Annotated in this window: 19 protein-coding genes; 8 read left to right on the plus strand and 11 right to left on the minus strand. The window is 60.3% G+C overall.

Translation table 11 applies throughout. The features are described 5' to 3' along the window. Positions 1–11 precede the first annotated feature (11 nt). The 5 genes from O8B93_RS15330 to O8B93_RS15350 all read right to left on the minus strand — a co-directional run bounded on the left by O8B93_RS15330 (position 12) and on the right by O8B93_RS15350 (position 4747). Positions 12–176, minus strand: a complete 165-nt coding sequence (locus tag O8B93_RS15330) for a hypothetical protein (protein ID WP_269710792.1) — start codon at positions 174–176, stop codon at positions 12–14. Positions 177–185: 9 nt separating this feature from the next. Beyond that, a complete protein-coding gene (kdpA, locus tag O8B93_RS15335) occupies positions 186–1889 on the minus strand; it encodes a potassium-transporting ATPase subunit KdpA (protein ID WP_269710793.1) in 1704 nt (567 codons plus the stop codon). Between the two features lie 32 nt (positions 1890–1921). Next, positions 1922–2011 (minus strand): K(+)-transporting ATPase subunit F, encoded by a 90-nt coding sequence (gene kdpF / locus O8B93_RS15340; RefSeq protein ID WP_080829109.1) that lies wholly within the window; start codon positions 2009–2011, stop codon positions 1922–1924. A gap of 328 nt (positions 2012–2339) precedes the next feature. Beyond that, positions 2340–3293, minus strand: a complete 954-nt coding sequence (locus O8B93_RS15345; protein ID WP_269710794.1) for an asparaginase — start codon at positions 3291–3293, stop codon at positions 2340–2342. Continuing rightward, a complete protein-coding gene (locus tag O8B93_RS15350; protein ID WP_269710795.1) occupies positions 3290–4747 on the minus strand; it encodes an amino acid permease in 1458 nt (485 codons plus the stop codon). The genes O8B93_RS15345 and O8B93_RS15350 overlap by 4 nt, the downstream gene beginning before the upstream one ends. A 270-nt stretch (positions 4748–5017) precedes the next feature. Here O8B93_RS15350 and O8B93_RS15355 point away from each other — a divergent pair, with 270 nt between their 5' ends. Further along, the gene (locus tag O8B93_RS15355; RefSeq protein WP_269710796.1) at positions 5018–6451 is read left to right on the plus strand and encodes an aspartate ammonia-lyase; all 1434 of its coding nucleotides are present in this window, start codon (positions 5018–5020) and stop codon (positions 6449–6451) included. Here the strand turns inward: O8B93_RS15355 and O8B93_RS15360 are convergent. The 4 genes from O8B93_RS15360 to O8B93_RS15375 form a co-directional block, all read right to left on the minus strand. Next, complete coding sequence (locus tag O8B93_RS15360; RefSeq protein WP_269710797.1) at positions 6420–7136, minus strand: FadR/GntR family transcriptional regulator; 717 nt, start codon at positions 7134–7136, stop codon at positions 6420–6422. The two genes, O8B93_RS15355 and O8B93_RS15360, sit on opposite strands and share 32 nt — an antisense overlap. Before the next feature lie 207 nt (positions 7137–7343). Next, positions 7344–10415, minus strand: coding sequence for an efflux RND transporter permease subunit (locus O8B93_RS15365; protein ID WP_269710798.1), 3072 nt, complete (start codon positions 10413–10415; stop codon positions 7344–7346). Further along, positions 10412–11497 carry an efflux RND transporter periplasmic adaptor subunit gene (locus O8B93_RS15370; protein ID WP_269710799.1) on the minus strand — a complete coding sequence of 362 codons (1086 nt, stop codon included), beginning with the start codon at positions 11495–11497 and terminating at the stop codon, positions 10412–10414. Before O8B93_RS15370 ends, O8B93_RS15365 begins: the two co-directional genes overlap by 4 nt. Next, positions 11497–12573, minus strand: a complete 1077-nt coding sequence (locus O8B93_RS15375; protein WP_269710800.1) for an efflux RND transporter periplasmic adaptor subunit — start codon at positions 12571–12573, stop codon at positions 11497–11499. The genes O8B93_RS15370 and O8B93_RS15375 overlap by 1 nt, the downstream gene beginning before the upstream one ends. A 304-nt stretch (positions 12574–12877) precedes the next feature. Between O8B93_RS15375 and O8B93_RS15380 the strand changes: the two genes are divergently transcribed. Further along, positions 12878–13492 carry a TetR/AcrR family transcriptional regulator gene (locus O8B93_RS15380; RefSeq protein WP_269710801.1) on the plus strand — a complete coding sequence of 205 codons (615 nt, stop codon included), beginning with the start codon at positions 12878–12880 and terminating at the stop codon, positions 13490–13492. Positions 13493–13527: 35 nt separating this feature from the next. Here O8B93_RS15380 and hutC read toward each other — a convergent pair whose 3' ends face one another. Beyond that, entirely contained in the window at positions 13528–14268 is a 741-nt protein-coding gene (gene hutC / locus O8B93_RS15385) for a histidine utilization repressor (protein ID WP_269710802.1), read from the minus strand. Between the two features lie 527 nt (positions 14269–14795). On the opposite strand from hutC, the gene O8B93_RS15390 reads away from it, so the two are divergent. From O8B93_RS15390 to O8B93_RS15415, 6 genes are all read left to right on the plus strand, one after another. Further along, positions 14796–15833 (plus strand): ABC transporter substrate-binding protein, encoded by a 1038-nt coding sequence (locus O8B93_RS15390; protein ID WP_269710803.1) that lies wholly within the window; start codon positions 14796–14798, stop codon positions 15831–15833. 95 nt (positions 15834–15928) lie between these two features. Beyond that, positions 15929–16786: an ABC transporter permease gene (locus tag O8B93_RS15395; protein ID WP_080829089.1), complete on the plus strand. Its 858-nt coding sequence runs from the start codon at positions 15929–15931 to the stop codon at positions 16784–16786. Next, complete coding sequence (locus tag O8B93_RS15400) at positions 16779–17612, plus strand: quaternary amine ABC transporter ATP-binding protein (RefSeq protein ID WP_269710804.1); 834 nt, start codon at positions 16779–16781, stop codon at positions 17610–17612. The genes O8B93_RS15395 and O8B93_RS15400 overlap by 8 nt, the downstream gene beginning before the upstream one ends. Beyond that, complete coding sequence (locus O8B93_RS15405) at positions 17605–19107, plus strand: HAL/PAL/TAL family ammonia-lyase (protein ID WP_269710805.1); 1503 nt, start codon at positions 17605–17607, stop codon at positions 19105–19107. Before O8B93_RS15400 ends, O8B93_RS15405 begins: the two co-directional genes overlap by 8 nt. A 269-nt stretch (positions 19108–19376) precedes the next feature. Continuing rightward, entirely contained in the window at positions 19377–20585 is a 1209-nt protein-coding gene (locus tag O8B93_RS15410; protein ID WP_269710806.1) for an MFS transporter, read from the plus strand. A gap of 210 nt (positions 20586–20795) precedes the next feature. Next, positions 20796–21743: an MYG1 family protein gene (locus tag O8B93_RS15415; protein WP_269710807.1), complete on the plus strand. Its 948-nt coding sequence runs from the start codon at positions 20796–20798 to the stop codon at positions 21741–21743. A gap of 95 nt (positions 21744–21838) precedes the next feature. Here the strand turns inward: O8B93_RS15415 and O8B93_RS15420 are convergent, their stop codons facing one another. Then, positions 21839–23122 (minus strand): cystathionine gamma-synthase family protein, encoded by a 1284-nt coding sequence (locus tag O8B93_RS15420; protein WP_269710808.1) that lies wholly within the window; start codon positions 23120–23122, stop codon positions 21839–21841. Positions 23123–23157: the final 35 nt, after the last annotated feature.

The following is a 23157-nucleotide window of genomic DNA, read 5'->3' on the forward strand; positions in this document are numbered from 1 at the left end:
GAGGCGGTCGATCAGCCCGTGATAACTTCGAGAGCAACAACGGCGGCGAACAGAGCCGCCATCATCGCAAGAATGAGATTGGAGGCGCACCAGCCGCCGGGCGTGGCGCTCCCTTTGAAGGGAGCGCCTTTGCGGGCGGGAACGATGCGGTTACGTCGAGATACGTCATCATTCATGGCATCACCTCAGAAGAGCTGGCCTGCCGCCATGACCAGGTGTTCGGCAACTGGGCCGAGCGCGAGTGCCGGCAGGAAGGTGAGACCACCGACAATCAGGATCGTGCCGACAAGCAGGCCAACGAACAGCGGGCCATCTGTCGGAAAGGTGCCTGCCGAGGCGGGAACGGTCTTCTTGGTGACCAGCGAGCCGGCAATCGCGAGCGCCGGAATGATGACCAGAAAACGCCCCATCAGCATGCCGAAACCCAGGGTGATGTTGTACCAGGTGGTATTGCCGGTCAGACCGCCGAAAGCCGAGCCGTTATTGGCCGCTGCCGAGGTATAGGCATAGAGGATTTCGGAGAAGCCATGCGGCCCGGCCGTTCCGATCGACGCTACCGCCGAGGGTAGAACCGTGGCCGTTGCCGTAAACGCCAGCATGGCGAGCGGCAGGCAGAGAATGGCCAGAACCGCCATCTTCATTTCCTTGGCCTCGATCTTCTTGCCGAGATATTCCGGCGTGCGGCCGACCATCAGCCCCGCCACGAAGATGGCAATGACGATGAAGAGCAGAATGCCGTAGAAACCCGCGCCCACGCCACCGACGATCACTTCGCCCAGCTGCATATTGATAAGCGGGATAAGACCACCCAGCGCCGTGAAGCTGCCATGCATGGCATTGACCGCGCCACAGGATGCGGCCGTGGTGATCACCGCAAAGAGCGACGAGAGCGCCACGCCGAAGCGGACCTCCTTGCCCTCCATGTTACCACCAGCGAGACCAAAGCCGTGCATCAGCGGGTTTCCGGCCGCTTCCGCCCAATAGGTGACGGCGACGCCAGCGATGAACAGCACACCCATGGCGGCAAGGATCGCCCAGCCCTGGCGCTGGTTACCGACCATGCGGCCGAAGACATTGGTGAAGGCCGCGCCGATCGCGAAGATCGACACCATCTGGATCATGTTGGAGATGGCGTCCGGGTTCTCGAAGGGATGCGCGGAATTGGCATTGAAGAAACCGCCGCCATTGGTGCCAAGCATCTTGATCGCCAGCTGCGACGCCACGGGGCCGACGGCAATCGTCTGCTGCGCGCCTTCCAGCGTCTGCGCCGTGACATAGGGCCCAAGCGTTTGCGGCACGCCGAGCCACACATAAACGAGTGTGAGAATAATGCAGAGCGGCAGGAGCACGTAGAGCGTGGAGCGGACCATATCCACCCAGAAGTTGCCGATGGCCTTGCCGGAGGCACGCGAGAAAGCGCGGATGAGGCCGATGGCGATCGCCATGCCCGTGGCGGCCGAGACGAAATTCTGCACGGTGAGACCGGCCATCTGGGTCAGATAGGACAGGGTGCTTTCGCCGCCGTAATTCTGCCAGTTGGTATTGGTGACGAAGCTGACCGCCGTATTGAAGGACAATTCAGGCCCGACGGCCGGCATCCCCTGCGGGTTATAGGGCAACACGGCCTGAAAGCGCATCAGCGCATAAAGCAGGGCAAAACCAAGAAGGTTGAAAAGAAGCATGGAAAACGCATAGGTCGTCCAGTGCTGCTCCTCGCGCTCGCTGGTGCCGGCAAGGGCGTAGAGACCGCGCTCGACGGGTGCGAGAACCGGCGACAGCAGGGTGCGGTCACCATTAAAGACACGCGCCATGTAAAAGCCGAGCGGCTTCACTAGCGCAAAAACGATCCCGCAGAAAAGCAGGACCTGAAACCATCCATTGAGGGTCATGGTACTTTAACTTTCAATAGCCGTCGCTTCGGTCAAAAGCGTTCGGGGCGAATGAGAGCATAGGTGAGATAGGCGGCGATAAAGATCGTGACGGCGCCGCTCAGGATGTAATCGAAGGTCATAGCAGCCTCCGCCTAAAGCCGGTCGCAGGCGCGCGTATAGGCAAAGCAGAGGGCGAAAAATACCGTCGCTGCACCAATCAGAATAACGTCCATCATCGATGAGACTCCTTTTTCATCTGGGAGCCGGACAGGAAGAAAAGCGCCGCCATGTGGGACGCCGCTTTTCATTCTTTCTGGCTGAGAAGGGAACACCATCCCTTCCCGAACAGAAGAATGCACCCGAACCGCATAAAGGTTCGAGACGGCCGCAGATGGAATAAAATAGGAATCCTATAGGAATTTCGATACCCGCGGAGACGGGCATCCTTTCCACGTCCTAATCCGCTTCTTAGTGTGAGAGCGGCTCGCCAAAGGCAGACAGGATGGTTTCTGCCGGGCTGTTGTCGGCGAGCAGCGCTGCCAGCAGAATGCGGGCCTGCCCTGGCCGAAGCGTGGATGAATGCACCGCGCCCACAGCTACGAGATCATGTCCACCACCGCCGCCGCCATAACTTGCGACCAGCTGTCCTTCCGGCACACGGCTGGAAACCACGACCGGAACGCTGCGCTCTGCGCAGCGCTTCACCGCGTCAGCAATAAGCGGATTGGCATTGCCGGAACCGAGTGCGGCAAGCACGATACCTTTTGCACCAGCTTCAAGGCTCGCATCGATATGGGTCGCGTCGCAGCCGGGATGAATGGCGACGATATCGACCCTGATATCCGTGACGGGAGCAGCAAGCGTCAATGCTGCGGCCTGGACCAGCGGTCGCGCCGAACGGAAGGCATCCGCCGCATCCGCACTCAGCTTGTAAAGCCCCCAGGCCGGCAGACAGCGGCCACCGAAGGAAAGCAGCACACCCTTCTCAGCATTCCGCTGATCGAGCGCTGTTTCTATGGCCCGGGCCAGATTGGCCGGTCCGTCCGCTTGCTTGTGGTCCGCCGTAAATTGCGCGCCGGTGAAGACCACCGGTTTGGCAAGGGTGTGCTGCAGATGGACGAGCAGCGAGGATTCTTCCATCGCGTCGGTTCCATGCAGAACGACGATGCCCGCCACGGCGGGATCGCTGAGTTCGATGCCAACGGCATCGCTGATACGCTGCATGTCGGCCAATGTCAGGCTGGACGAATCCTTCGCCATCAGGTTGACAGGCTTCAGCCGGGCGTTGATTTGCGGCACCAGCGCCAGCAGGTCCTCGCCGGAAAGGGTCGGGGTGCTGGCGCCATCGGCGCCGCGCCGGCTGGCGATGGTGCCACCGGTGGCGATGACCGCCACCAGTGGGGATATGCCCTGCCCGCTCAATGCGACGCTCCCGATCCTGCCCGTTCAGCGGCCAGTCGATAGATGCGGTCGCGCAGCAGATACCAGCCGATGACCAGCGCCGGGATGATCACGATCAGCGAAGCGATCGTCCACGAGCCGACGGGATAGTCGAAGGCCATCAGCACCAGCACACCGAACAGGAAGATGAGCGTGAGGATGCCGGTATAGGGCGCGCCGAACATGCGGAAATCCGGACGCGCGATCTCACCGCGCTGCGAAAGCTGCCAGAGCTTCAGCTGGCAGAGCACGATGACGGCCCATGCGCAGATGATGCCGAGTGCCGAAAGGTTGAGCGCGATCTCGAAGGCAGAAGATGGAACGACCGCGTTCAAGGCAACGCCGAGAACCGTGACGACGGCGGTGACCGCAATGCCGCCATAGGGTACGCCGTTCTTGTTCATCTTTGCGAGCGCTGCCGGAGCCGAGCCGGAAACCGCCATGGAGTGCAGAATGCGGCCGGTGGAATAAAGACCGGCATTCAGCGAGGACAATACGGCTGTCAGAACCACGAGGTTCATGATCACGTCAGCGCCCTCTACACCGATGGAGCCGAAGAAGGTGACGAAGGGGCTCTCACCGGCCTTGTAGGCGGTGTAGGGCAGAAGCAGCGTGAACAGCAGCACCGAACCGACGTAAAACACCACAAGGCGTAGAACGACGGCGCGGATGGCGCGGGGCATGACCTTGCGCGGGTCTTCGGTTTCACCCGCCGCCGTGCCGATCAGCTCGATCGAGGCATAAGCGAAGACGACACCCTGTATGATCACGAAGGCCGGCAGAATGCCGTTCGGGAAAAAGCCGCCATTGTCCGTAATCAGGCTAAAGCCGGTGACGTGTCCTTCGATGGGCGTGCCGAAAATAACGAAGTAGACGCCAACGACGAGGAAAATGGCGAGCGCAAGAACCTTGATCAGGCTGAACCAGAACTCCAGTTCGCCGAAGACCTTGACCGACAGCATGTTCATCGCCAGCACGACGACGAGCGCGGTCATCGCAAACACCCACTGATCGATGCCTGCAAGCCAGGGCACGTATTGTTTAAAGAAATTCATATAGAGCGCGACGGCGGTCACGTCAGCCACCGAGGTCATGGCCCAGTTCAGCCAATACATCCAGCCGGCCGCAAAGGCCATTTTCTCGCCGTAGAATTCACGGGCATAGGAGACGAAGGAACCGGAGCTCGGGCGATGCATGATCAGCTCGCCGAGCGCGCGCAGCACCAGAAACGCGAAGAAACCGCAAAGCGCATAAACGAAAACCAGCGCCGGACCAGCCTGAGCGAGACGCCCACCGGCACCCAGAAAGAGCCCCGTGCCGATGGCGCCACCGATGGCGATCATCTGGATTTGGCGCGGCTTCAGGGCTTTATGGTAACCGAGATCCTCCTCGATGAAGACCTCACGTTCGGCGGGTGCCGTTTTTCCAGAATGCATGGATTTATCCTCCCGATAAAACGCTTGTAATCGGCAATAAGCCGGAAATCAAAGTGGAACTGGCGTCGTCCCCAGGGCTGGAAACATGGCCAGCGAATACATGCATGCTGTAAAGCTGCATGACAGATTTTTGCCCTCATAATGGCAGATAATGCCGTTCGTCAAGGGTATTCGATATGATTGACCTTCTCCTCCACCAAGATTAAGGTCGAAAAATCTGTAAGACAGCTTTACAGATATTACAACACTTAAAAGCCAGTGGAGGAAAAAGTGAGTGTGACGCGCAGGGAGCATGATTTGCTCGGGACGAAGGAAATTCCGGCTGATGTCTATTGGGGCGTGCACACGGCGCGTGCCGTGGAAAACTTCAAGATCACCGGGGTAACCATTGGCCACAACCCTTATCTCGTCAGGGGACTGGCCTATGTGAAGGAGGCGGCCGCACGCGCAAATCACGAACTCGGCCTGCTGGATAAGGAGCGCATGGAGGCGATCGCGGAAGCTTGCCGCGAAATCCGCGCCGGCGCGCTGCACGAGCAATTCGTGGTCGATGAAATCCAGGGCGGAGCCGGCACCTCCACCAACATGAACGCCAATGAGGTCATCGCCAACCGCGCTCTTGAATTGCTCGGTCACGAAAAAGGCGATTATGCCCGTCTTCATCCCAATGACCATGTCAATCTCAGCCAGTCGACCAACGACGCCTATCCGACGGCGATCAATGTCGGGCTGATCGAGGCGATCGACGATCTGGCGGCCTCCATGGGCTTGCTGAAAGACGCCTTCGACCGCAAAGCGCAGGAATTTGCCGGCTTCATCAAGATCGGTCGCACCCAGCTGCAGGACGCCGTACCGATGACACTCGGCCAGGAATTCCGCACTTTCGTGGTGATGCTCGGCGAAGATCAGGCCCGCCTGATCGAATCCGCCGCCCTGCTGCACGAGATCAATCTCGGCGCCACCGCCATCGGCACCGGGCTCAATGCGCCGCGCGGTTATGCCGAGCTTGCCTGCCAGCATCTGGCTGAGCTGACCGGACGGCCGCTGGTCACGGCCGCGGACCTGATCGAAGCCACACAGGATCCCGGCGCCTTCGTGCACCTTTCCGGCGTGCTGAAACGCGTTGCCGTCAAGCTGTCGAAGACCTGCAACGACCTTCGCCTGCTCTCCTCCGGCCCCCGCGCCGGCATCGGCGAGATCACCCTGCCCTCCGTCCAGGCGGGTTCCAGCATCATGCCGGGCAAGATCAACCCTGTTATTCCCGAAGTGGTCAACCAGGTTGCCTATGCGGTGATCGGCAACGACATCACCATCACCATGGCAGCCGAAGCCGGGCAACTGCAGTTGAACGCCTTCGAGCCGATCATCGTGCGGGCTTTGTCGCAGAGCATCAGCCAGCTCAGCGCCGCCTGCCGCACATTGGCGGAACGCTGCGTTGAGGGCATCGTCGCAAATCCCGGCATCATGGCGCAGCGCGTGGAAGAATCGATCGGTCTCGCCACCGCGCTCAATCCGCTGATCGGTTATTACGCAGCGACGGAAGTGGCGAAGGAAGCGCTTGCCAGCGGCCGCACCGTGCCGCAGGTGGTTCTGGAACGGGGTTATCTGACGGAAGCGCAATTGCAGCAGGCGCTGAGCCCGCGGCATCTTGCCAACCTTCCCGCCATTGCCGTTACGGCTGGCGAAGCCGATCTTCGCCGATGATCGTCGTCACCACCTGCTTCACCTGGCCGAGGTGAATCTCCATCGCCTCACGCGCCTCGGGTGCTGAATTCCGCCGGATCGCTTCGACGATCCGGCGGTGCTCGAAATTCGAGGCGACACGGCGGCCCGCCATCAGATTGACCATCTCGGACTGCTGGGAAAGCGCTTCACGGGCATCGGCCACCACCTTCGCGAATAGTCCATTGGCCGAAGCTTCCGCGATGGCGCAGTGAAATTGCCCGTCGAGCAACACCCAGGGATGCGGCCTCTCTTCGGCTTCCATCCGGTCGCAGAGGTGCAGCAGAGTTGCCAATTGCGCATCCGTGCGCCGCAGTGCCGCCCACCCGGCGGCCGGCACCTCGATGAAGGGCCGGGCCTCGATCAGATCGCGGGCGGAATAGGCGCCATAACTCAATTCGGAAGGCGGCGTCGGCGTCATCACATAAGTACCGCTGCCGGTGCGGGTCTGCGTCAGGCCCAGGGTCTGAAGCGAGCGCAGCGCCTCGCGGATGATCGGCCGGCTGACGCCATATCGCACCGCCAGGTGGGACTCGGCAGGCAGCCGGGTACCGACCGCAAGCTGCCCCGAGGTAATGGCGGAACGGATATCATCGAACACTGCTTCTGCGGCATTCTTGCGATTAATCGGCTGTGCCTCCGTTAGCCAATCCGACAACCCGCCCATCTTCAAGCCCTCCGACACCCCAATGTGATCCGCAATATCGGCGACATACGGATTCGATATGCAAGATCATGCGGCGTCCGAAAACAAAAGGACGGCCACCGCTCTCGCAGCTAAGCCGACCTTCCTAACATTATCCTGCCCATGGGAACAACGACGGCGGATATTTTTATGGGAGTGAGGGGTAACGCCCTCACTCCGTTTCCAGTATCAGGCCGTGACGTCGTGTCCTTCCGGCTTGTCATCCTCGCGCGGAATGCGGAACCATGCGACATAGAGCGCCGGCAGGAAAAGCAGCGTCAGCGCCGTGCCCACCACGATACCGCCCATCATGGCATAAGCCATCGGCCCCCAGAAAATCTCCCGGGAGATGGGGATGAGGGCAAGTGTGGCTGCCGCTGCCGTCAGCATGATCGGCCGCATGCGGTGCTCGGTCGCCTCGATGACGGCGCGCCAGGCCGAGACCCCTTCGCTCCTCAGATGCTCGATCTGCACCACGAGGATGACCGAGTTGCGGATCAGGATGCCGATCAACGCCAGCACGCCGAGAATGGCGACGAAGCCCATCGGCGCATTGGAGAAAAGCAGCGCCACCACCACGCCGATCAGGGCCGTTGGCGCCACGGCGAAGACCAGGAACAGCCGGCTGAAACTTTGTAGCTGAACCATGAGAATCGTTGCCATTGCAAACAGCATCAAGGGCACTACCGCGACGATCGGCGCTTGCGAATCCGCGCTGGATTCAACCGAGCCACCAACCTCCAACTTGTAGCCGACGGGAAGCGTCTTCTCGAAGGCCTCGAGTTTCGGCTTCAGCTGCTCCACAATCGTCGCAGGCTGCGTCGGGCCGATTATAGCGGCCTTGACGGTAACCGTCGGGATCCGGTCACGGCGCCAGATGGTCGGCTGTTCCAGCTCATAGCGGAAATTGGCAATGGCCGAGAGCGGTACGGCCTTGCCGTTCGTTGCCGGCAATTGCAGGTTCTGCAGGGTCTCGATGGAACCACGCTCCGCCAGCTGCGCCCGCGCCACCACATTGACGAGATAGATGTCGTCCCGAACCTGGGTAACGGTGGAGCCCTCGACAATGCTGTTCATGGCATTGGCGATATCTTCCGAGGAAACCCCGAGCTGGCGGGCCTTGTCCTGGAGAACGTCGACCTTGACCACACGCGTCGGCTCGTTCCAGTCCATGACCAGATTGGACAGCAGCCGGTGTTCGCCGACAATGCCCGACAATTGCTGCCCGAGCTCACGGACTTTCTGGATGTCGGGGCCGCTCAGGCGATATTGCACCGGTTTGCCGACCGGCGGGCCGATATCGAGCAATTTCACGAACGCGTCGGTGCCGATAAAAGTCTTGTTCAGATAGTCCTGCAACTCGGCGCGCACCTTGTCGCGAACATCCAGCCCCTTGGTGACGATGACCGTCTGGCCGAAGGTGACATCGGGCGTCTGCACGTCGAAGGACAGGATGAAACGCGGCGCGCCCTCACCCACATAGCTTGTCCAGTGATCGATATCCGGATTCTTGGCCAGCATATCCTGCTCGAACTTGGCCATCTGCCGGTTGGTTTCGGCAATCGAGCTGTTCTGCGGCAGGTTCCAGTCGACGATAAGCTCGACGCGGTCGGATGACGGGAAGAACTGTTGCTGCACCAGGCTCATGCCACCGATGGACAGGGCAAACAACGCGACCGTGGCGACAATCGTCACCCAGCGCCAGCGCAGCGCCCGGCCGAGAAGCCAGGAAAAGGCCGAGGCAAATCGCCCCTTCTTTTCATGATGAGATTTCATCGTCTTCGGCAGGATCGTCACCCCGAGCAATGGCGTGAACAAAACCGCGACGATCCATGACACGATCAGCGAAACGGCGATCACCACAAAAAGCGTGAAGGTGAATTCGCCGGCCGCACTGTTGTTGAGGCCAACGGGGATGAAGCCGGCGACGGTGACCAGCGTGCCGGTCAGCATCGGAAAGGCGGTGGAGGTATAGACATAGGTCGCCGCTTTCCTGAGATCGTCTCCCACCTCGAGCCGCGCCACCATCATTTCGACCGCGATCATCGCATCGTCGACGAGAAGTCCGAGCGCGATGATGAGCGCACCCAGCGAGATGCGTTGCAGCGAAATGCCTGAGTATTCCATGTAGACGAAAGTGATTGCCAGCACGAGCGGAATGGAGACGGCAACCACCATGCCGGCCCTGAGGCCAAGGCTGATGAAGCTGATGACGAGAACGATGGCGATGGCCTCGAAAAGCGCCGAGGTAAAGCCCGAGACCGCCTCATCGACCACGGCCGGCTGGTCGGACACCCGATGCACATCGACGCCAACAGGTAGATCCGCTACCACGCGCTTCATCTGCGCATCCAGCGCCTCGCCGAAATGCAGCAGGTTCGCACCGGTTTTCATGCCGATCGCAAGGCCGATGGCCGGCTGGCCGTTAAAACGGAACAGAGAGGATGGCGGATCGACATAACCACGCCTGATCGTCGCCACTTCCGTCAGCGGGAAGAAGCGGTTGTTGACGCGCAGATTGATGGACCGCAGGCTGTCTTCCGAGGTAAACTGGCCACTGACGCGCAGCGCCACGCGCTCCGGACCTGCATTGACGAAACCGGATTGCGTGACGGCGTTCTGCGATTGCAGCGTCTTGATGATCGACTGCTGGTCGATGCCGAGCGCCGCGATCTGGCGGGTGGAAAATTCCAGATAGATCGCCTCATCCTGCGCGCCGATGACATCGACCTTGCCGATATTGTCGACGGTCAGCACCTTGGCGCGGGCATCTTCCACTAGATCACGCAATTGCCGCTGGCTGAGACCGTCGCTGGTGAAGGCATAGATATTGCCATAGACGTCGCCGAAGCGGTCGTTGAAGAAGGGGCCGACGACACCGGAGGGAAACTCTCCCTTGATATCGCCGATCATGTTGCGCACCCGCACCCAGGTGGGTTCGACGTTGCGCGCCTTTGTTTCCGGCACCAGTTCCACGAAAATCGTCGTGCGGCCCGCTACCGTCTGGCTGCGCAGATGATCGAGATTGTCGAGTTCCTCGAGTTTCTTCTCGATCCTGTCGGTTACCTGGCGGGCCACTTCCTCGGCGGAAGCACCCGGCCATTGCGCGCTGATCACCATGGTCTTGATGGTGAAATTCGGATCTTCCTCGCGGCCGAGGTTGAGATAGGAGAAAACGCCGGCGAGAACGAAGACCAGCATGAAGTACCAGACGAGCGAACGGTGTTCGAGCGCCCAGTCGGAAAGATTGAATTTCTTCACTGACGGACCTCCTGATCGATCCTGATGGCTTGTCCATCCCTAAGCTTGTGCACACCGGCGCTGGCAACGCGCTCACCGGGCTTGACGCCGCCGGTAATGCGCACGCTGCCGCCCTCGGCGGGCTCGCCTTCTATCGTGACCGGGCGATAGGTCACCGTTGCCGTATCGGTATTAACGATCCAGACGCCCCAGCCAGTATCGGTTTTCAACAGTGCCGACGCGGGAAGCGTGATCTGCGGTTCGGAGGCGGCAAGCGCCAGAGCCGTGACAACGGAACCGAGCCGGAATGCCTGCGGCGCGTCCTGCAGGCTGATCTTCGTGCGGCGAGTTCGCGTCGCCGTTTCGGCTTCCGGAGCGATCTCGCGCACCACCCCGGTCATGTGGATTTTCGGATCGAGTTGAAGGGCAATCTCGAAGGTCGAGCCGATTTCCAGCTGCTGCGCCGCAAATTGCGGAACATCCACCACCACGTCGCGCACTTCTGGACGGGCGATGGTCACCACCGTCTGGCCGGCAGAAACGACCTGGCCGATTTCGCCCGACGTGGCAGTCACCACACCGTCAAATTCGGCGCGCAACTGCGCATAACCCAGCTGTTCCTCCGCCTTGTCAAGATTGGCGCGGGCCTTGGCGACGGAAGCATTGGCCGTGCGCGTGGCCTGTTCCGCCTCTTCCAGTGCCGCTTCCGTGCCGCTGCGGGCTTCGGCCAGCACACGCTGGCGTTGTTCGGTCGTCACCGCATTGGCGAGTTGCGCCTCGGCATTGGAAAGATCGGACTGTGCACTTTTCACCGACAGTTCCAGCGCCAGCGGATCGATCGAGGCCACCACGTCGCCTTTCTTGACCAGATCGGCCACATCGACATTGCGGGCGATGATGCGGCCGAGAACGCGGAAACCAAGATCGGTCTGAATGCGCGATTCCACCGTGCCCGTCAGCCGCAATGCATCGGCCGACTTTTCTTCAACGACAACGGAAAGCACCGGACGTGGCGCTTCAGCGGCCGCTTCCTGCTTTTCCTCGCAGGACGAGAGGGCGATTGCGGGGAGCAATAAAAACAAGCTTCTGTTTATCCTGAACATTATTGTGCCTGCCCCTTTTCATAGGCGACCTTTTCACCGGTGCGGAGAAATTTGGTCCCGACGGTGACGACGAGATCACCCGGATTGAGCCCTTCCGTGACGACGAATTGGCCGGTCTCGTAATCGGCGACCTGAACCGGTCGCATGGCGACTTCCGACGATCGCGGATCGACCAGCCAGACAGCGGGGACGCCGTCCTGCGAGGTCATTGCCGACCACGGAAGCTCGATCGCATCGACCTGCCTGAAGCGGAAATGGCCGGATACGGGCGCGCCAAGCGGCATGGTCATGTCGCCGTTCAGACCGACCTTGACCCGGATCGTTCCATTGTCGGGATCGATCGTCGGGGAAATCTCACGCACGGGCGCCGCGACGGTTTGCGCAGGATCCGACAGGAGGCCGACGTTGACGAGATTGTCGATGTCGCGTTCGAGGAAAAGGGATTCGTAGACGTCGAAGACCGCATCGCGCGGCCCGTCATGCGCCAGCGTGAAGACAAGCTGGGCGGCCTGCGCCACCTGGCCGACCTCAACATTGCGCGCCGTGATAACGCCATCCGCATCCGCCCTCAGCTCGGTATAGGACAGTGCATCGCGTGCCGTATCCAGTTGGGCCTGCGCCGATCGCACCGCCCCTTGCGTGGTGAGCAGGGTTTCCTGAGCCTTGTCGACCGCCGAACGCGAGGTCACCTGCGTCTTGAACAGGCTCTGCTGGCGGTCGAACGTCAGCTGCGCCTGTGTCTGCTGTGCTTCGGCGGATTGCAGGTTGGCCAAGGCAACATCAATGTCGGCCTTCTGCTCTTCGGGGTCGATACGAGCGAGCAATTGTCCGGTCTTCACCCGCGCACCCACATCCACCAGCCGTTCGATGATCTTGCCGCTGACCCGGAAAGACAAATCCGTCTGGACCCTTGCCCGCACCTCACCGGTTATGACGCTGCCGCGATCGACAGGCTTTTTCTCAGCCGCCACCACATCGACAGTGCGCAGCGGCTTTTCGGCAGGCGGTTCTTCATTACTGCAGGACGACAGGGCGAAAATGCCGCCAAGCGCCGCCGCGATAAGGATGGTTTTCATGGTGACCTCTTGATCTTCGCCTCATCCTATAATATTTGACTAACTGAATAGTCAATGAAATTCTTATGCCGCTGATCGGTGATCTGTCCGAGGTATCGGGCCAGTTCCCCGAATGATCATTCCGGGTTCGTCCGGCACATCCGTGCGGGCGCATCGGCAATGTTCCGGCATATGAAGCATGCGTGCGCCTTCACAAAAATCCGTTCCGGTTTTTGCGCCGGTGCTATAGGCAACCAACACTCATTTCCGCCATTCGCGACGGACAGAAGAGCACGCGCCAAAAATAAAGAAGGACCCGGGGGCCATGGCGAAAGCAAAACTGACACGCGCTGAACAGAAGATACAACGTCCGCTGCAAATTCTCGACGCCGCATTCGAGGAATTCACCAAAAGAGGTTTCACGGCGACGCGGGTGGAGGACATTGCGGAACGGGTGGGCGTTACGAAGGGCACGGTCTACGTCTATTTCGAGACCAAGGAGGCGCTGTTCGAGGCGATGGTCAGACATGCCTCCCTGCCGTTTCAGGAGGCCTTCAAGGCCTATACGCATAAATCAGAAGACCCCGTCGAGGAGCTTCGCTTGCTGCTCGAATTCCTGTTCGACGCCTTGGTCGACAACCGAAAAATGCGCGAACTATTTCGCCTGATCGTTGCGGAAGGCGCAAAATTTCCTGAACTCATCGACCAGCACCATGACACGCTGATGGCGCCGGTTTTCGCGCGCATCGATACGATCCTGAATGAGGGCGTGGCGAAGAAAAGATTCCGGGCCAATCCCCCTGAACTCGCCAAGGTGGTGATGTCGCCCATGGTCGGAACATTGGTATTTCGACTGATCTTCGATGATCGGCGCAGCCTGGACAAACAGGCCGTCCTGTCGATTCATCTCGATCTGATCATGCGCGGGCTGCTGGCTTGATCGTCAATCGGCCGCAGCATCGCAGAAGACCGGTGCTATTCCTGGCTTTCGAGCCGGTATCGCGAACCGGGATACAGTAACCGGACCGACGTCACCGCGCGACTCGACGACCAGGTTCGACGGCGCACGAGAAGGCAGGGCTCATTCCGGCTGATGGCCATCAGTTTGCATTCCCAGGGCTGGGGTGATGCGGCCTCGATAAATTGCTCCGCCCGGGAAATGGGTGCCGCCGCCGTCAGATAGGCATTGGGCGTGAGCGTCGTGAAATCCTGCATTAAATAATCCGGCGCGATCTCGGCATTCACGAAGCGATCCTCCAGTTGGATCGGCACGTCGTCCTCGTGGTGGACGATGATGGAATGAAAGACCTTCGCTCCTACACCAATCTCCAGCGCCGTTGCGAGATCCGGGCCGCAAACTTCCGTCTGGGCGAGTATCAGGCTCGGCCGATGCGTCGACCCGCGCTCCTTGATCTCGTCGGCAATGTTGCGCACACCCATCATGCCGGCGCTTCGCTTTTTCGGGGCGACGAAGGATCCACGCCCCTGAACACGAACAATCACCCCCTCGGTTGCCAGTTCCCGCAAAGCGCGGTTTGCCGTCATGCGGCTGACGCCCAGCATGTCGACCATCTCATTTTCCGAAGGTATCCTGTGGTTCGTCAACCACTCTCCGCTGGCGATCTTTTCCTTGATCTGTTCTTTCACGCGCTCGTACAGCGGCAGGGAGGAGCGATCGCCCGAGATAGGAAACTCGCTTTCGATGACGGGCAGCATTAAAACTCCTAAAAATCGGGCGGCTGCACAAAACGCAGCCAGAATCCGTAGAAGCACAAAATTATCACATCCTATCTTGCTTGTCTTTTGTAAATGTGTGAAGTTACATATACAACTTGAGGGAAAAATAATGGCGAGCGAAGACTCGATCTCTAGCAGCCACAAGTCAGCCGCCGACCGTCGGGGCAATAGCCGCGCGCCTGTCCGGCACCGTGGCAGGAGCGTTCCTTATAAAGCCGACGCTGCGTGGGAGGGTGAGCAGGGTCGCCGCGCGCCTAAAGAGAACTCCCTCAAGAGCCGGCCCACCGCGTGCGACGTAGATGCGACATTTGCAGAACACCAGCGCACCTCGAATACCACAAAGTTGTATAGTGAACTTCCAACAAACCGCTTCAATACAAGCATCGGATTGCACCTTGATTCGATGACGACCGCCCTGCGCGACCATCGTCTGATCGGAGCGTCCGGCTAAAACTCAAAAACGCATGCCAGCAATTTGCCAATCATCAAACCAAAAGGGGAATGCAATGCTGAATTCAAAACTGAAAATCGCGCTGGCCACGACCGCGCTCGTCATGGGAGCATATGCCGGCGCCGCCAGGGCGGAAGGCTATTGCAACGCCGGAAAGACCATCACCTTCGCCGGCATCGACTGGGAAAGCGGCGCTTTCATAACCGAGGTCATGAAGGAAATCCTGTCCAAGGGTTATGATTGCAAGGTCGATTCCATTCCCGGCAATTCCGTGACGCTGGAACAGGCGACCGCCAATAACGACGTGCAGATCTTCGCCGAAGAATGGATCGGCCGCTCCGATGTCTGGAACAAGGCCGCCGAAGCCGGTCAAGTGAAATCGGTCGGCAAGACCTTCGTCGGCGCCGCCGAAGGCTGGTTCGTGCCGGAATATCTGGTCAAGGGCGACCCCGCCAAAGGTATCGAAGCGAAGGCCCCTGATCTGAAGAGCGTCGACCAGCTTTCCGATCCGAAGATCGTCGAATTATTCAAGGACCCGGAAGAGCCGACCAAGGGCCGCTTCCTCAATTGCCCGTCGGGCTGGACCTGCGAAGGCGTCAACACCGCCAAGCTTCAGGCCTACAAGCTCGATGGCAACTATGTGAACTTCCGCCCCGGCACCGGCACCGCGCTTGATGCCGCAATTGCCGCCGGCTACCTCCAGGGCGAGCCGATGCTGTTCTATTACTGGAGCCCGACGGCGATCATGGGCAAATACAAGCTCATTCAGCTGCAGGAACCCGCCTATAGCGATGCCTGCTGGAAGGAGCTGACAAGCGCGGACGGAAAGCGCGATACCGGCTGCGCATTCCCCTCCGTCGAGGTGGCCTATGGCGTGAACAGCACCTTTGCGAAGGACGCGCCGGAAATCATGGCAATCCTTGAAAAGGCGACCTTCCCGCTGGCGGAAATCAACGCCAGCCTCGCCTATATGACGGACAGGCAGGTTGATGCGACCGCCGCCGCCAAGACCTTCCTGCAGACCAAGGCAGATATCTGGGGTGGCTGGGTTTCGGCCGACGCCAAGGCGCGTATCGAAGCCGCCGTCAAGTAAGGATGGCAGGCGCGCCGGGCTTTCGGCGCGCATTTTCCCGTCAGGACAGGGGCCAGCTCCCGGAACCGGGACCGGCATGCGCGAGGACTACACCGATGTTTCCTGAAGTTTTCCATATTTCCATCCGCGGCCCGATCAATGAAATCGTGCGCTCGCTGGTGGTGAACTACGGCTACGTTTTCAAGGCGATCTCGCAGACGATCCTGCAGGCGATCCTCTTCGTGGAATGGGCGCTGCGCGGGCTGCCCTGGTGGGCCATTTTTCTGGTCTTTCTGGTGCTCGCCTGGTTTGCCGCGAAAAAGATTTCGCTGGTCATCATGGTCGCCGTCATGCTGTTCATCGTCGGCGCGCTCGGTCTCTGGGACCTGACGATGCAGACACTGGCACTGATGCTGATTGCCAGCCTCATCTCCATCGTCATCGGCGTGCCCATGGGCATCCTGCTTGCGAAAAGCGAATGGGCGCGGCGCATCACCCTGCCGATCCTCGATGTCATGCAGACCATGCCGAGCTTCGTTTATCTCATCCCCGCCATCATGCTGTTCGGCCTCGGCAAGGTTCCGGCCGTGCTTGCCACCATCATCTATGCCGTGCCGCCGCTGATCCGCCTGACCGATCTCGGCATCCGGCAGGTGGACCGGGAAGTGGTGGAGGCGGCGACCGCCTTTGGCGGTAGCCCGAGACAGATCCTTTTCGGTGTAGAGTTACCGCTTGCCACACCGACCATCATGGCCGGCCTCAACCAGACGATCATGATGGCGCTCTCCATGGTCGTCGTGGCCTCGATGATCGGCGCGCGCGGCCTTGGCGAGCAGGTGCTGAACGGCATCCAGACGCTCGATGTCGGCAAGGGCCTCGAAGCAGGTCTCGGCATCGTTATTCTCGCAATCGTGCTCGATCGCATCACCCAGGGTTTTGGCCGATCCAGCCGGAAGGAAATGGGCAATGACTGATATCCATATCCGCAACGTGTCCAAGATATTCGGCGGCAACTGGAAAGCTGCGCTGGCCATGGCCCAGCAGGGCGCGGAAAAAAGCGCAATCCTGGCAAAGACGGGATGCAGTGTCGGCCTCGACAATGTCAGCCTCGACATCGAAGCCGGCCGTATTTTCGTAATCATGGGTCTTTCCGGCTCCGGCAAATCGACGCTGGTCCGTCACATCAACCGCCTGATCGAACCGACAAGCGGCGAGATTCTCGTCGGCGGAGACAATGTTCTCGCCCTCAAGGCGAAGGAGCTGCGGGATTTCCGCAATCGCCGCGTCAGCATGGTGTTCCAGAATTTCGGCCTGATGCCGCACCGCACCGTGTTGCAGAACGTCGTTTATGGCCAGCGCGTGCGCGGGCTGACCAAGGCGGATGCCAGGCCCATCGGCATGAAATGGATCGAAACCGTTGGACTTTCGGGCTATGAGGACAAGTTCCCGCACCAGCTTTCCGGCGGCATGAAACAGCGCGTCGGCCTCGCTCGGGCGCTCGCGGCCGATACCGATGTCATCCTGATGGACGAGGCCTTTTCGGCGCTCGACCCGTTGATCCGCGCCGACATGCAGGACCAGCTGCTGCAGCTTGAGAAGAACCTGCACAAGACCATCGTCTTCATTACCCACGATCTCGACGAGGCGCTTCGCATTGGCGCGCAGATCGCGATCCTGAAGGATGGCAAGCTGGTTCAGGTCGGAACTCCGGACCAGATTCTTAACAGCCCCGCAAACGACTATGTCGCCCGTTTCGTCGAACGCCGCGCGGGTGCGGCGGGAGAAAGCCAGCATGGCTGATACGATCACCATTGATCGCCCTCTCACCTGGCAGCAGATCGCCGCTGTCGCAAAGGGTGCGACGCTCTGCCTGTCGGATGATGTCTGGCAACGCATTGCCCGGGCGCGCGCCATTGTCGATGCGCTCGTCGAAAAACGTGTGCGCGGTTATGGCATCAATACCGGTGTGGGTGCGCTCTGCGATGTGATCGTGGATATTCCCCAGCAGCAGGCACTCTCGCGCAACATCCTGCTCAGCCATTCCTGCGGCATCGGCGAACCGCTGGGGCACGAAGAAACACGCGCCATTATGGCCGCACAGATCAACAATTTCGCGCGTGGTTATTCCGGCGTGCAGGTGGAGACGGTGAAAACGCTGCTGGCCCTGCTGAATGACGATATTCTTCCCGTCATTCCCTCGAAGGGTTCGGTGGGTTATCTCACCCATGCCGCGGCCATCGGCCTTGTGCTGATCGGCGAAGGCCGGGTCCGCCGCCGGGGCGAATTGATCAGCGGCCGGCAGGCGCTCGAAGCACTCGGCCTTGAACCCATGGTTCTGCGGGCGAAAGAAGGCCTCAGCCTCGTCAACGGCACACCCTGTGCCACCGGCCTTGCCAGCCTCGCGCTTTCCCGCACGACCCGCCTGCTTGACTGGGCCGATGCGGCAGCGGCCATGAGCTATGAAAACCTTGGCGCACAAGCAGATCCCTTCGCCGCCGGGCCGCTGGCGCTGCGCGTCTCGCCAGGCATCCAGACCGTTGGCGAAAACCTGCGTCGCCTTTTAGCGGCAAGCCCGCTTCTCACCCGCTCAGCCGGGTCACGCACGCAGGACCCACTCAGCCTGCGCGCCGTGCCGCAGGTGCATGGCGCCGTGCGCGACAGCGTGGCGCAGAGTGCTGATGTCTTGAACCGCGAACTCGCAAGCGTCACCGACAACCCGGTCGTCGCCGGGACCCCGCAGGCACCGGAGGTTCATTCCCAGGCCCATGCCGTCGGCGCGGCACTGGGGCTCGCCATGGATGGGCTGGCAACGGCTGCGGCCGAACTTGCAGCGATTTCCGAGCGTCGCATCGACCGCCTCGTTAATCCGCTTGTCAGCGGACTGCCCGCTTTTCTCGCCGACGGTAACGGCGTCTGCTCCGGTTTCATGATCATCCAGTATACGGCGGCAGCGCTTGTCGCGGAAAACCGCCGCCTCGCCGCCCCCGCCAGCCTCGATGGCGGCATTACCTCCGCATTGCAGGAGGATATACTGACGCACGCCACCGCCGCAGCCGACAAGACGCTGTCGATTATCGGCAATCTGGAAACCATTCTGGCAATCGAGATCATGTGTGCGGCACAGGCTTACGACATGCAGCCTGACCAGAGCGGCCGTGCGCCCGGCACCGATACGCTCTACCAGCATGTACGGACGACGGCACCGTTTTACCGCGACGACCGCCCACTCAACGATATGGTCGCAGCAGTGCAGGAAATGCTTCAAAGAGCGGATGCGATTAAAAGCTTTCCCTGAAGGCGACCACCGCATCCTCAATCTTTCGCTGAATATGACTATACCGGCACACCCCGAATTCCTCTCGAGGCTTCCCGACAACGGGCGTGCCATGGGAGTGTAACGGTCACTTTCCAAAACAGTCTTCACGCCGTGAAAGGCGCCTGATGTCCCCAACGAAAAATGTGCAGCGCACAAAATTCGGAGAAATAGGCATGAAATTCGGATTTTTAGATACATATCATCCAGATAAATTCGTCTAAAACTCTCCCAACTCAAGGAGAGACACCATGACGGACACAACATCACAGTTCGACGGGGCAGAAATCGCGCTGGAGGCCGCCGAGCAACCGGCATGGACCGCAGCGACATGGTTCGCGGTCCTTTCGATGGCGGCCACCAGCTTTGCACTCGTATCGGCGGAGTTCCTGCCGGCCGGACTTCTGACGCCCATGGCCCGCGATCTTGGAATTACCGAGGGGACAGCGGGGCAGGTCGTCACGGCTACTGCCTCGGTGGGCGCCGTGACGGCCCTGTTCAGCAACGTTCTCATCGGCAAACTGAACCGCAAGACCGTGCTTGTCGGTCTTAGCGCGCTGGCAATCGCCTCCAATATCCTTGCATCATTCGCGACCGATTTCTGGCTGTTGCTGGTGGGCCGGGCAGGACTTGGTATCGCGCTCAGCGGTTTCTGGGCGCTCTCGGTTGCCGTTGTGGCAAGGCTCGTCGGCGCGAACGCAACCGGGCGCGGCATGGCCATCGTCACACTCGGCGTCTCGCTCGCCACGATAGCGGCGCCTTCCATGGGGGCGTTAATCAGTGACTGGGTGGGATGGCGTGTCGCCATGTCGATGACGGCAGGACTTGCCGCCATTGCCATGCTCCTGCAGATCCTGAGCCTGCCGACGCTGCCGGCGAGCACAAGCAACAGTCTTGCCGATGTTTTCCGACTGACGCGGCGGCCGAGCGTTCAGCTTGGGATGCTTGCCATCCTGCTGTTGATGACGGGCCATTTCGCAGGCTCTGTCTATGTCCGTCCCTTCCTCGAACAGGTCACACATCTCGATACCAAGCCGATCGCACTCGCCCTGCTCGGGTTCGGCGTGGCCTCGGTGCTCGGCAATGTCGCTGGCGGCCGTATGGCCGACAACAGCATTCGCCTGGCACTTGCGACCACCGCTGCCCTGATGGGATTTGCGGCGCTTTTCCTGGTGTTCTGGGGCGCACATATGAGTGCCGCTTTTGCACTCGTCGCACTCTGGGGTTTTGCCTTCGGCATGGCGCCGGTGGTCCTGCCGACGAACCTGTCCCGCGGCGCGCCCGATGCTCTCGAAGCGGCTGGCAGCCTGATGGTAGTGTCTTTTCAGGTCGCCATCAGCATCGGTGCAGTCTTTGGTGGTTACATTGTTGACTATTATGGCGCCACCGCCCCGCTGTCTCTGACTGCGGTTCTGGCTGCAGCAACGCTTGCCCTCGTATTGGTGCAGCCGCGCCGCTGATCTCCCGGCGATGATCGCCGATGCATGAACGGTGTAGAACGCCTGCCCGTGATCACGGGCAGGCGAACGACATTCCATCGCCCAACCGCTGCTTTTTTCTCCCGCAAGGATGTCAAGGCGCTACTGCCGGCTTGAGATGGTGTCCGACAGAGGGTATCAGGTGCTCCGGTCCTGGCCGGACCTTCGGTAAGCAACAAGGTACATCCTGACATGACCCCCGACTTCCTCGTCACCCATTCCGGCGGCTTCCACGCCGACGAACTGCTGTCCAGCGTCGTGTTGACACGGCTTTTTCCGCAGGCCCGGCTTGTCCGCAGCAGAGCCCCCGAATGGATAACGCCTGGTGCAGACCGCATCATCTACGACGTGGGCGGCGCTTATGACGCGTCAAAGGGCATTTTCGATCACCATCAGCGTGGTGCGCCGCTGCGCGAGGACGGTCAACCCTATAGTTCTTTCGGCCTGATCTGGAAGCATTTCGGACGCGACTACCTTGCCGCATCAGGTATTCCTGAAGACCATATCGAAACTCTGCACGCCTCTTTTGATGCCGGATTTGTATTGCCGGTGGATCTGGTCGACAACGGCGCTCTCAGCCCCGCCATTGCCGGCCCACTTGCCGGGCTCACGCTGCCCGTCCTGCTGGAGACTTTGAAGCCTGTCTTTGACGAAACCGATCCGGAAGCGGACGATCGCAGTTTTATGGCAGCGCTCGCCGTTGCCCGCAGTTTCATCGAGGCGAAACTGGCCACAAGCGCGGCCAAACTGCGCGCCGAAGCGCTGGTGCAGAAGGCCATCGCCGATACTGGCGAAGGGCATATCCTTGAACTGCCGATGGGCATGCCATTTCGGTCCGCCATCGTAAAGGCTGGCGCCGACCACCTGCTCTTCGTTGCCCATCCACGAGACAACGACTGGTGCCTTACCGGGATCCGCCGCGCGGATGAAGGCTTTGAACTGCGCGCCGACCTGCCGGTAGCCTGGGCCGGCCTGACGGGCAAAGAGCTGGAAGCGGTTTGTGGCGTCGAAGGCGCGAGCTTCTGTCACAATGGCCGCTTTATCGCCGCCGCCAAAACCCGCGAGGCGATTCTGGCCATGGCGGAACTGGCCGTGAAAGAAGCCCTCTCCTCGGCGCAGATGACAACGGCGAAGCAATAACATTGCGCACAAGCTAAACGATTGCCATCCGGTTCTTTTCAGGCGGATGGCAACCGTCTCACACCGTCATCGCCGGCGCGCTAGAGCGCCCGCCGTCAGGACATGTCCAGAGCGAGGGTCAGGTCGGCGATAAGATCGTCGGGATGTTCGATGCCGATTGACAGGCGGATCGTGGAATCGAGCACACCAATGCGCTGGCGGACATCGGCGGGAACGCCCGAATGCGTCATCGTTGCGGGGTGAGACGCAAGGGATTCCGTGCCACCGAGGCTCACGGCGAGCTTGAATATGTTCAGCGCATTGAGGAACTTGAAAGACGCCGGCTGCCCGCCAACAATGTCGAACGAGAAGGTCGATCCCGCGCCGGAGCATTGAGCGGCAAATACCTTGCCGACTGCTGATGCCGGATCACTGAACGGCAGATAATGAATTTTTTCGACCTTCGGATGCGCTTTCAGGAATTCCGCAACGATTTTCGCGTTGCTATTTGCCCGCTCCATCCGGATTTGCAGCGTCTCGAGGGAACGCCCGAGCATCCAGCAGGAGTGCGGATCGAGCTGCGTGCCGATCGCTCCGCGCAGCGCCTTCACCTGCTTCATGACATCCTTGCGCCCGAGCGCCGCCCCGGCGATGAGGTCGGAATGCCCCCCGACGTATTTCGTCAGCGAATAAAGCGAAATATCGGCACCATGCTCGATGGGCTGCTGGAAAACCGGGCCGAGAAGGGTGTTGTCGCAGGCGATGATCGGCCTGTGGCCTTGCTTTTCGCCGATCACGTCAGCGACACGCCTCATCATCGCAACATCGACAATGCTGTTGGTCGGGTTGGCCGGCGTTTCGATCAGGATGACCGATACCCTGCCCTTCGCCATCGCGGTCTCTGCGGCGGCCATTACCGATGCCTCGCTGACACCGTCGGCAAAACCCACCGCCGAGACGCCAAAATTATGGAAGGTCTTTGCCAGCAGTGTCTCAGTGCCACCATACAGCGGCTGGGAATGGAGTACGGTGTCGCCGGGCCGGACGAAGGCGAAAAGCGTCGTGGAAATGGCGGACATGCCGGATGAGAAAAGCGCACAACTCTCCGTGCGTTCGTAAACGGCAAGGCGATCCTCGACGATCTCGCTGTTGGGATGGTTGAAACGGGAGTAGACGAGACCCGCACCCCTGCCCGCCGGCGGCTCCTTGCGGCCGGAAACGTAGTCGAAGAAGTCACGACCGTCCTCTGCCGATTTGAAGACGAAGGTCGACGTCAGGAACACCGGGGGCTTGACGGCACCCTCCGACAATTCCGGATCATACCCGTAATTGAGCATCTGGGTTTCAGGATGGAGGGCGTGGTTGCCGATATGGGTTTTGGACGGATGCGGCGCGGTCATTTCCGATGATCCCTCAGCTGGCGTTGAACTGGTTG

It is taken from the genome of Martinezella rhizogenes (assembly GCF_027460065.1).
In the GTDB taxonomy this organism is placed as follows: Bacteria; Pseudomonadota; Alphaproteobacteria; order Rhizobiales; family Rhizobiaceae; genus Agrobacterium; species Agrobacterium rhizogenes_C.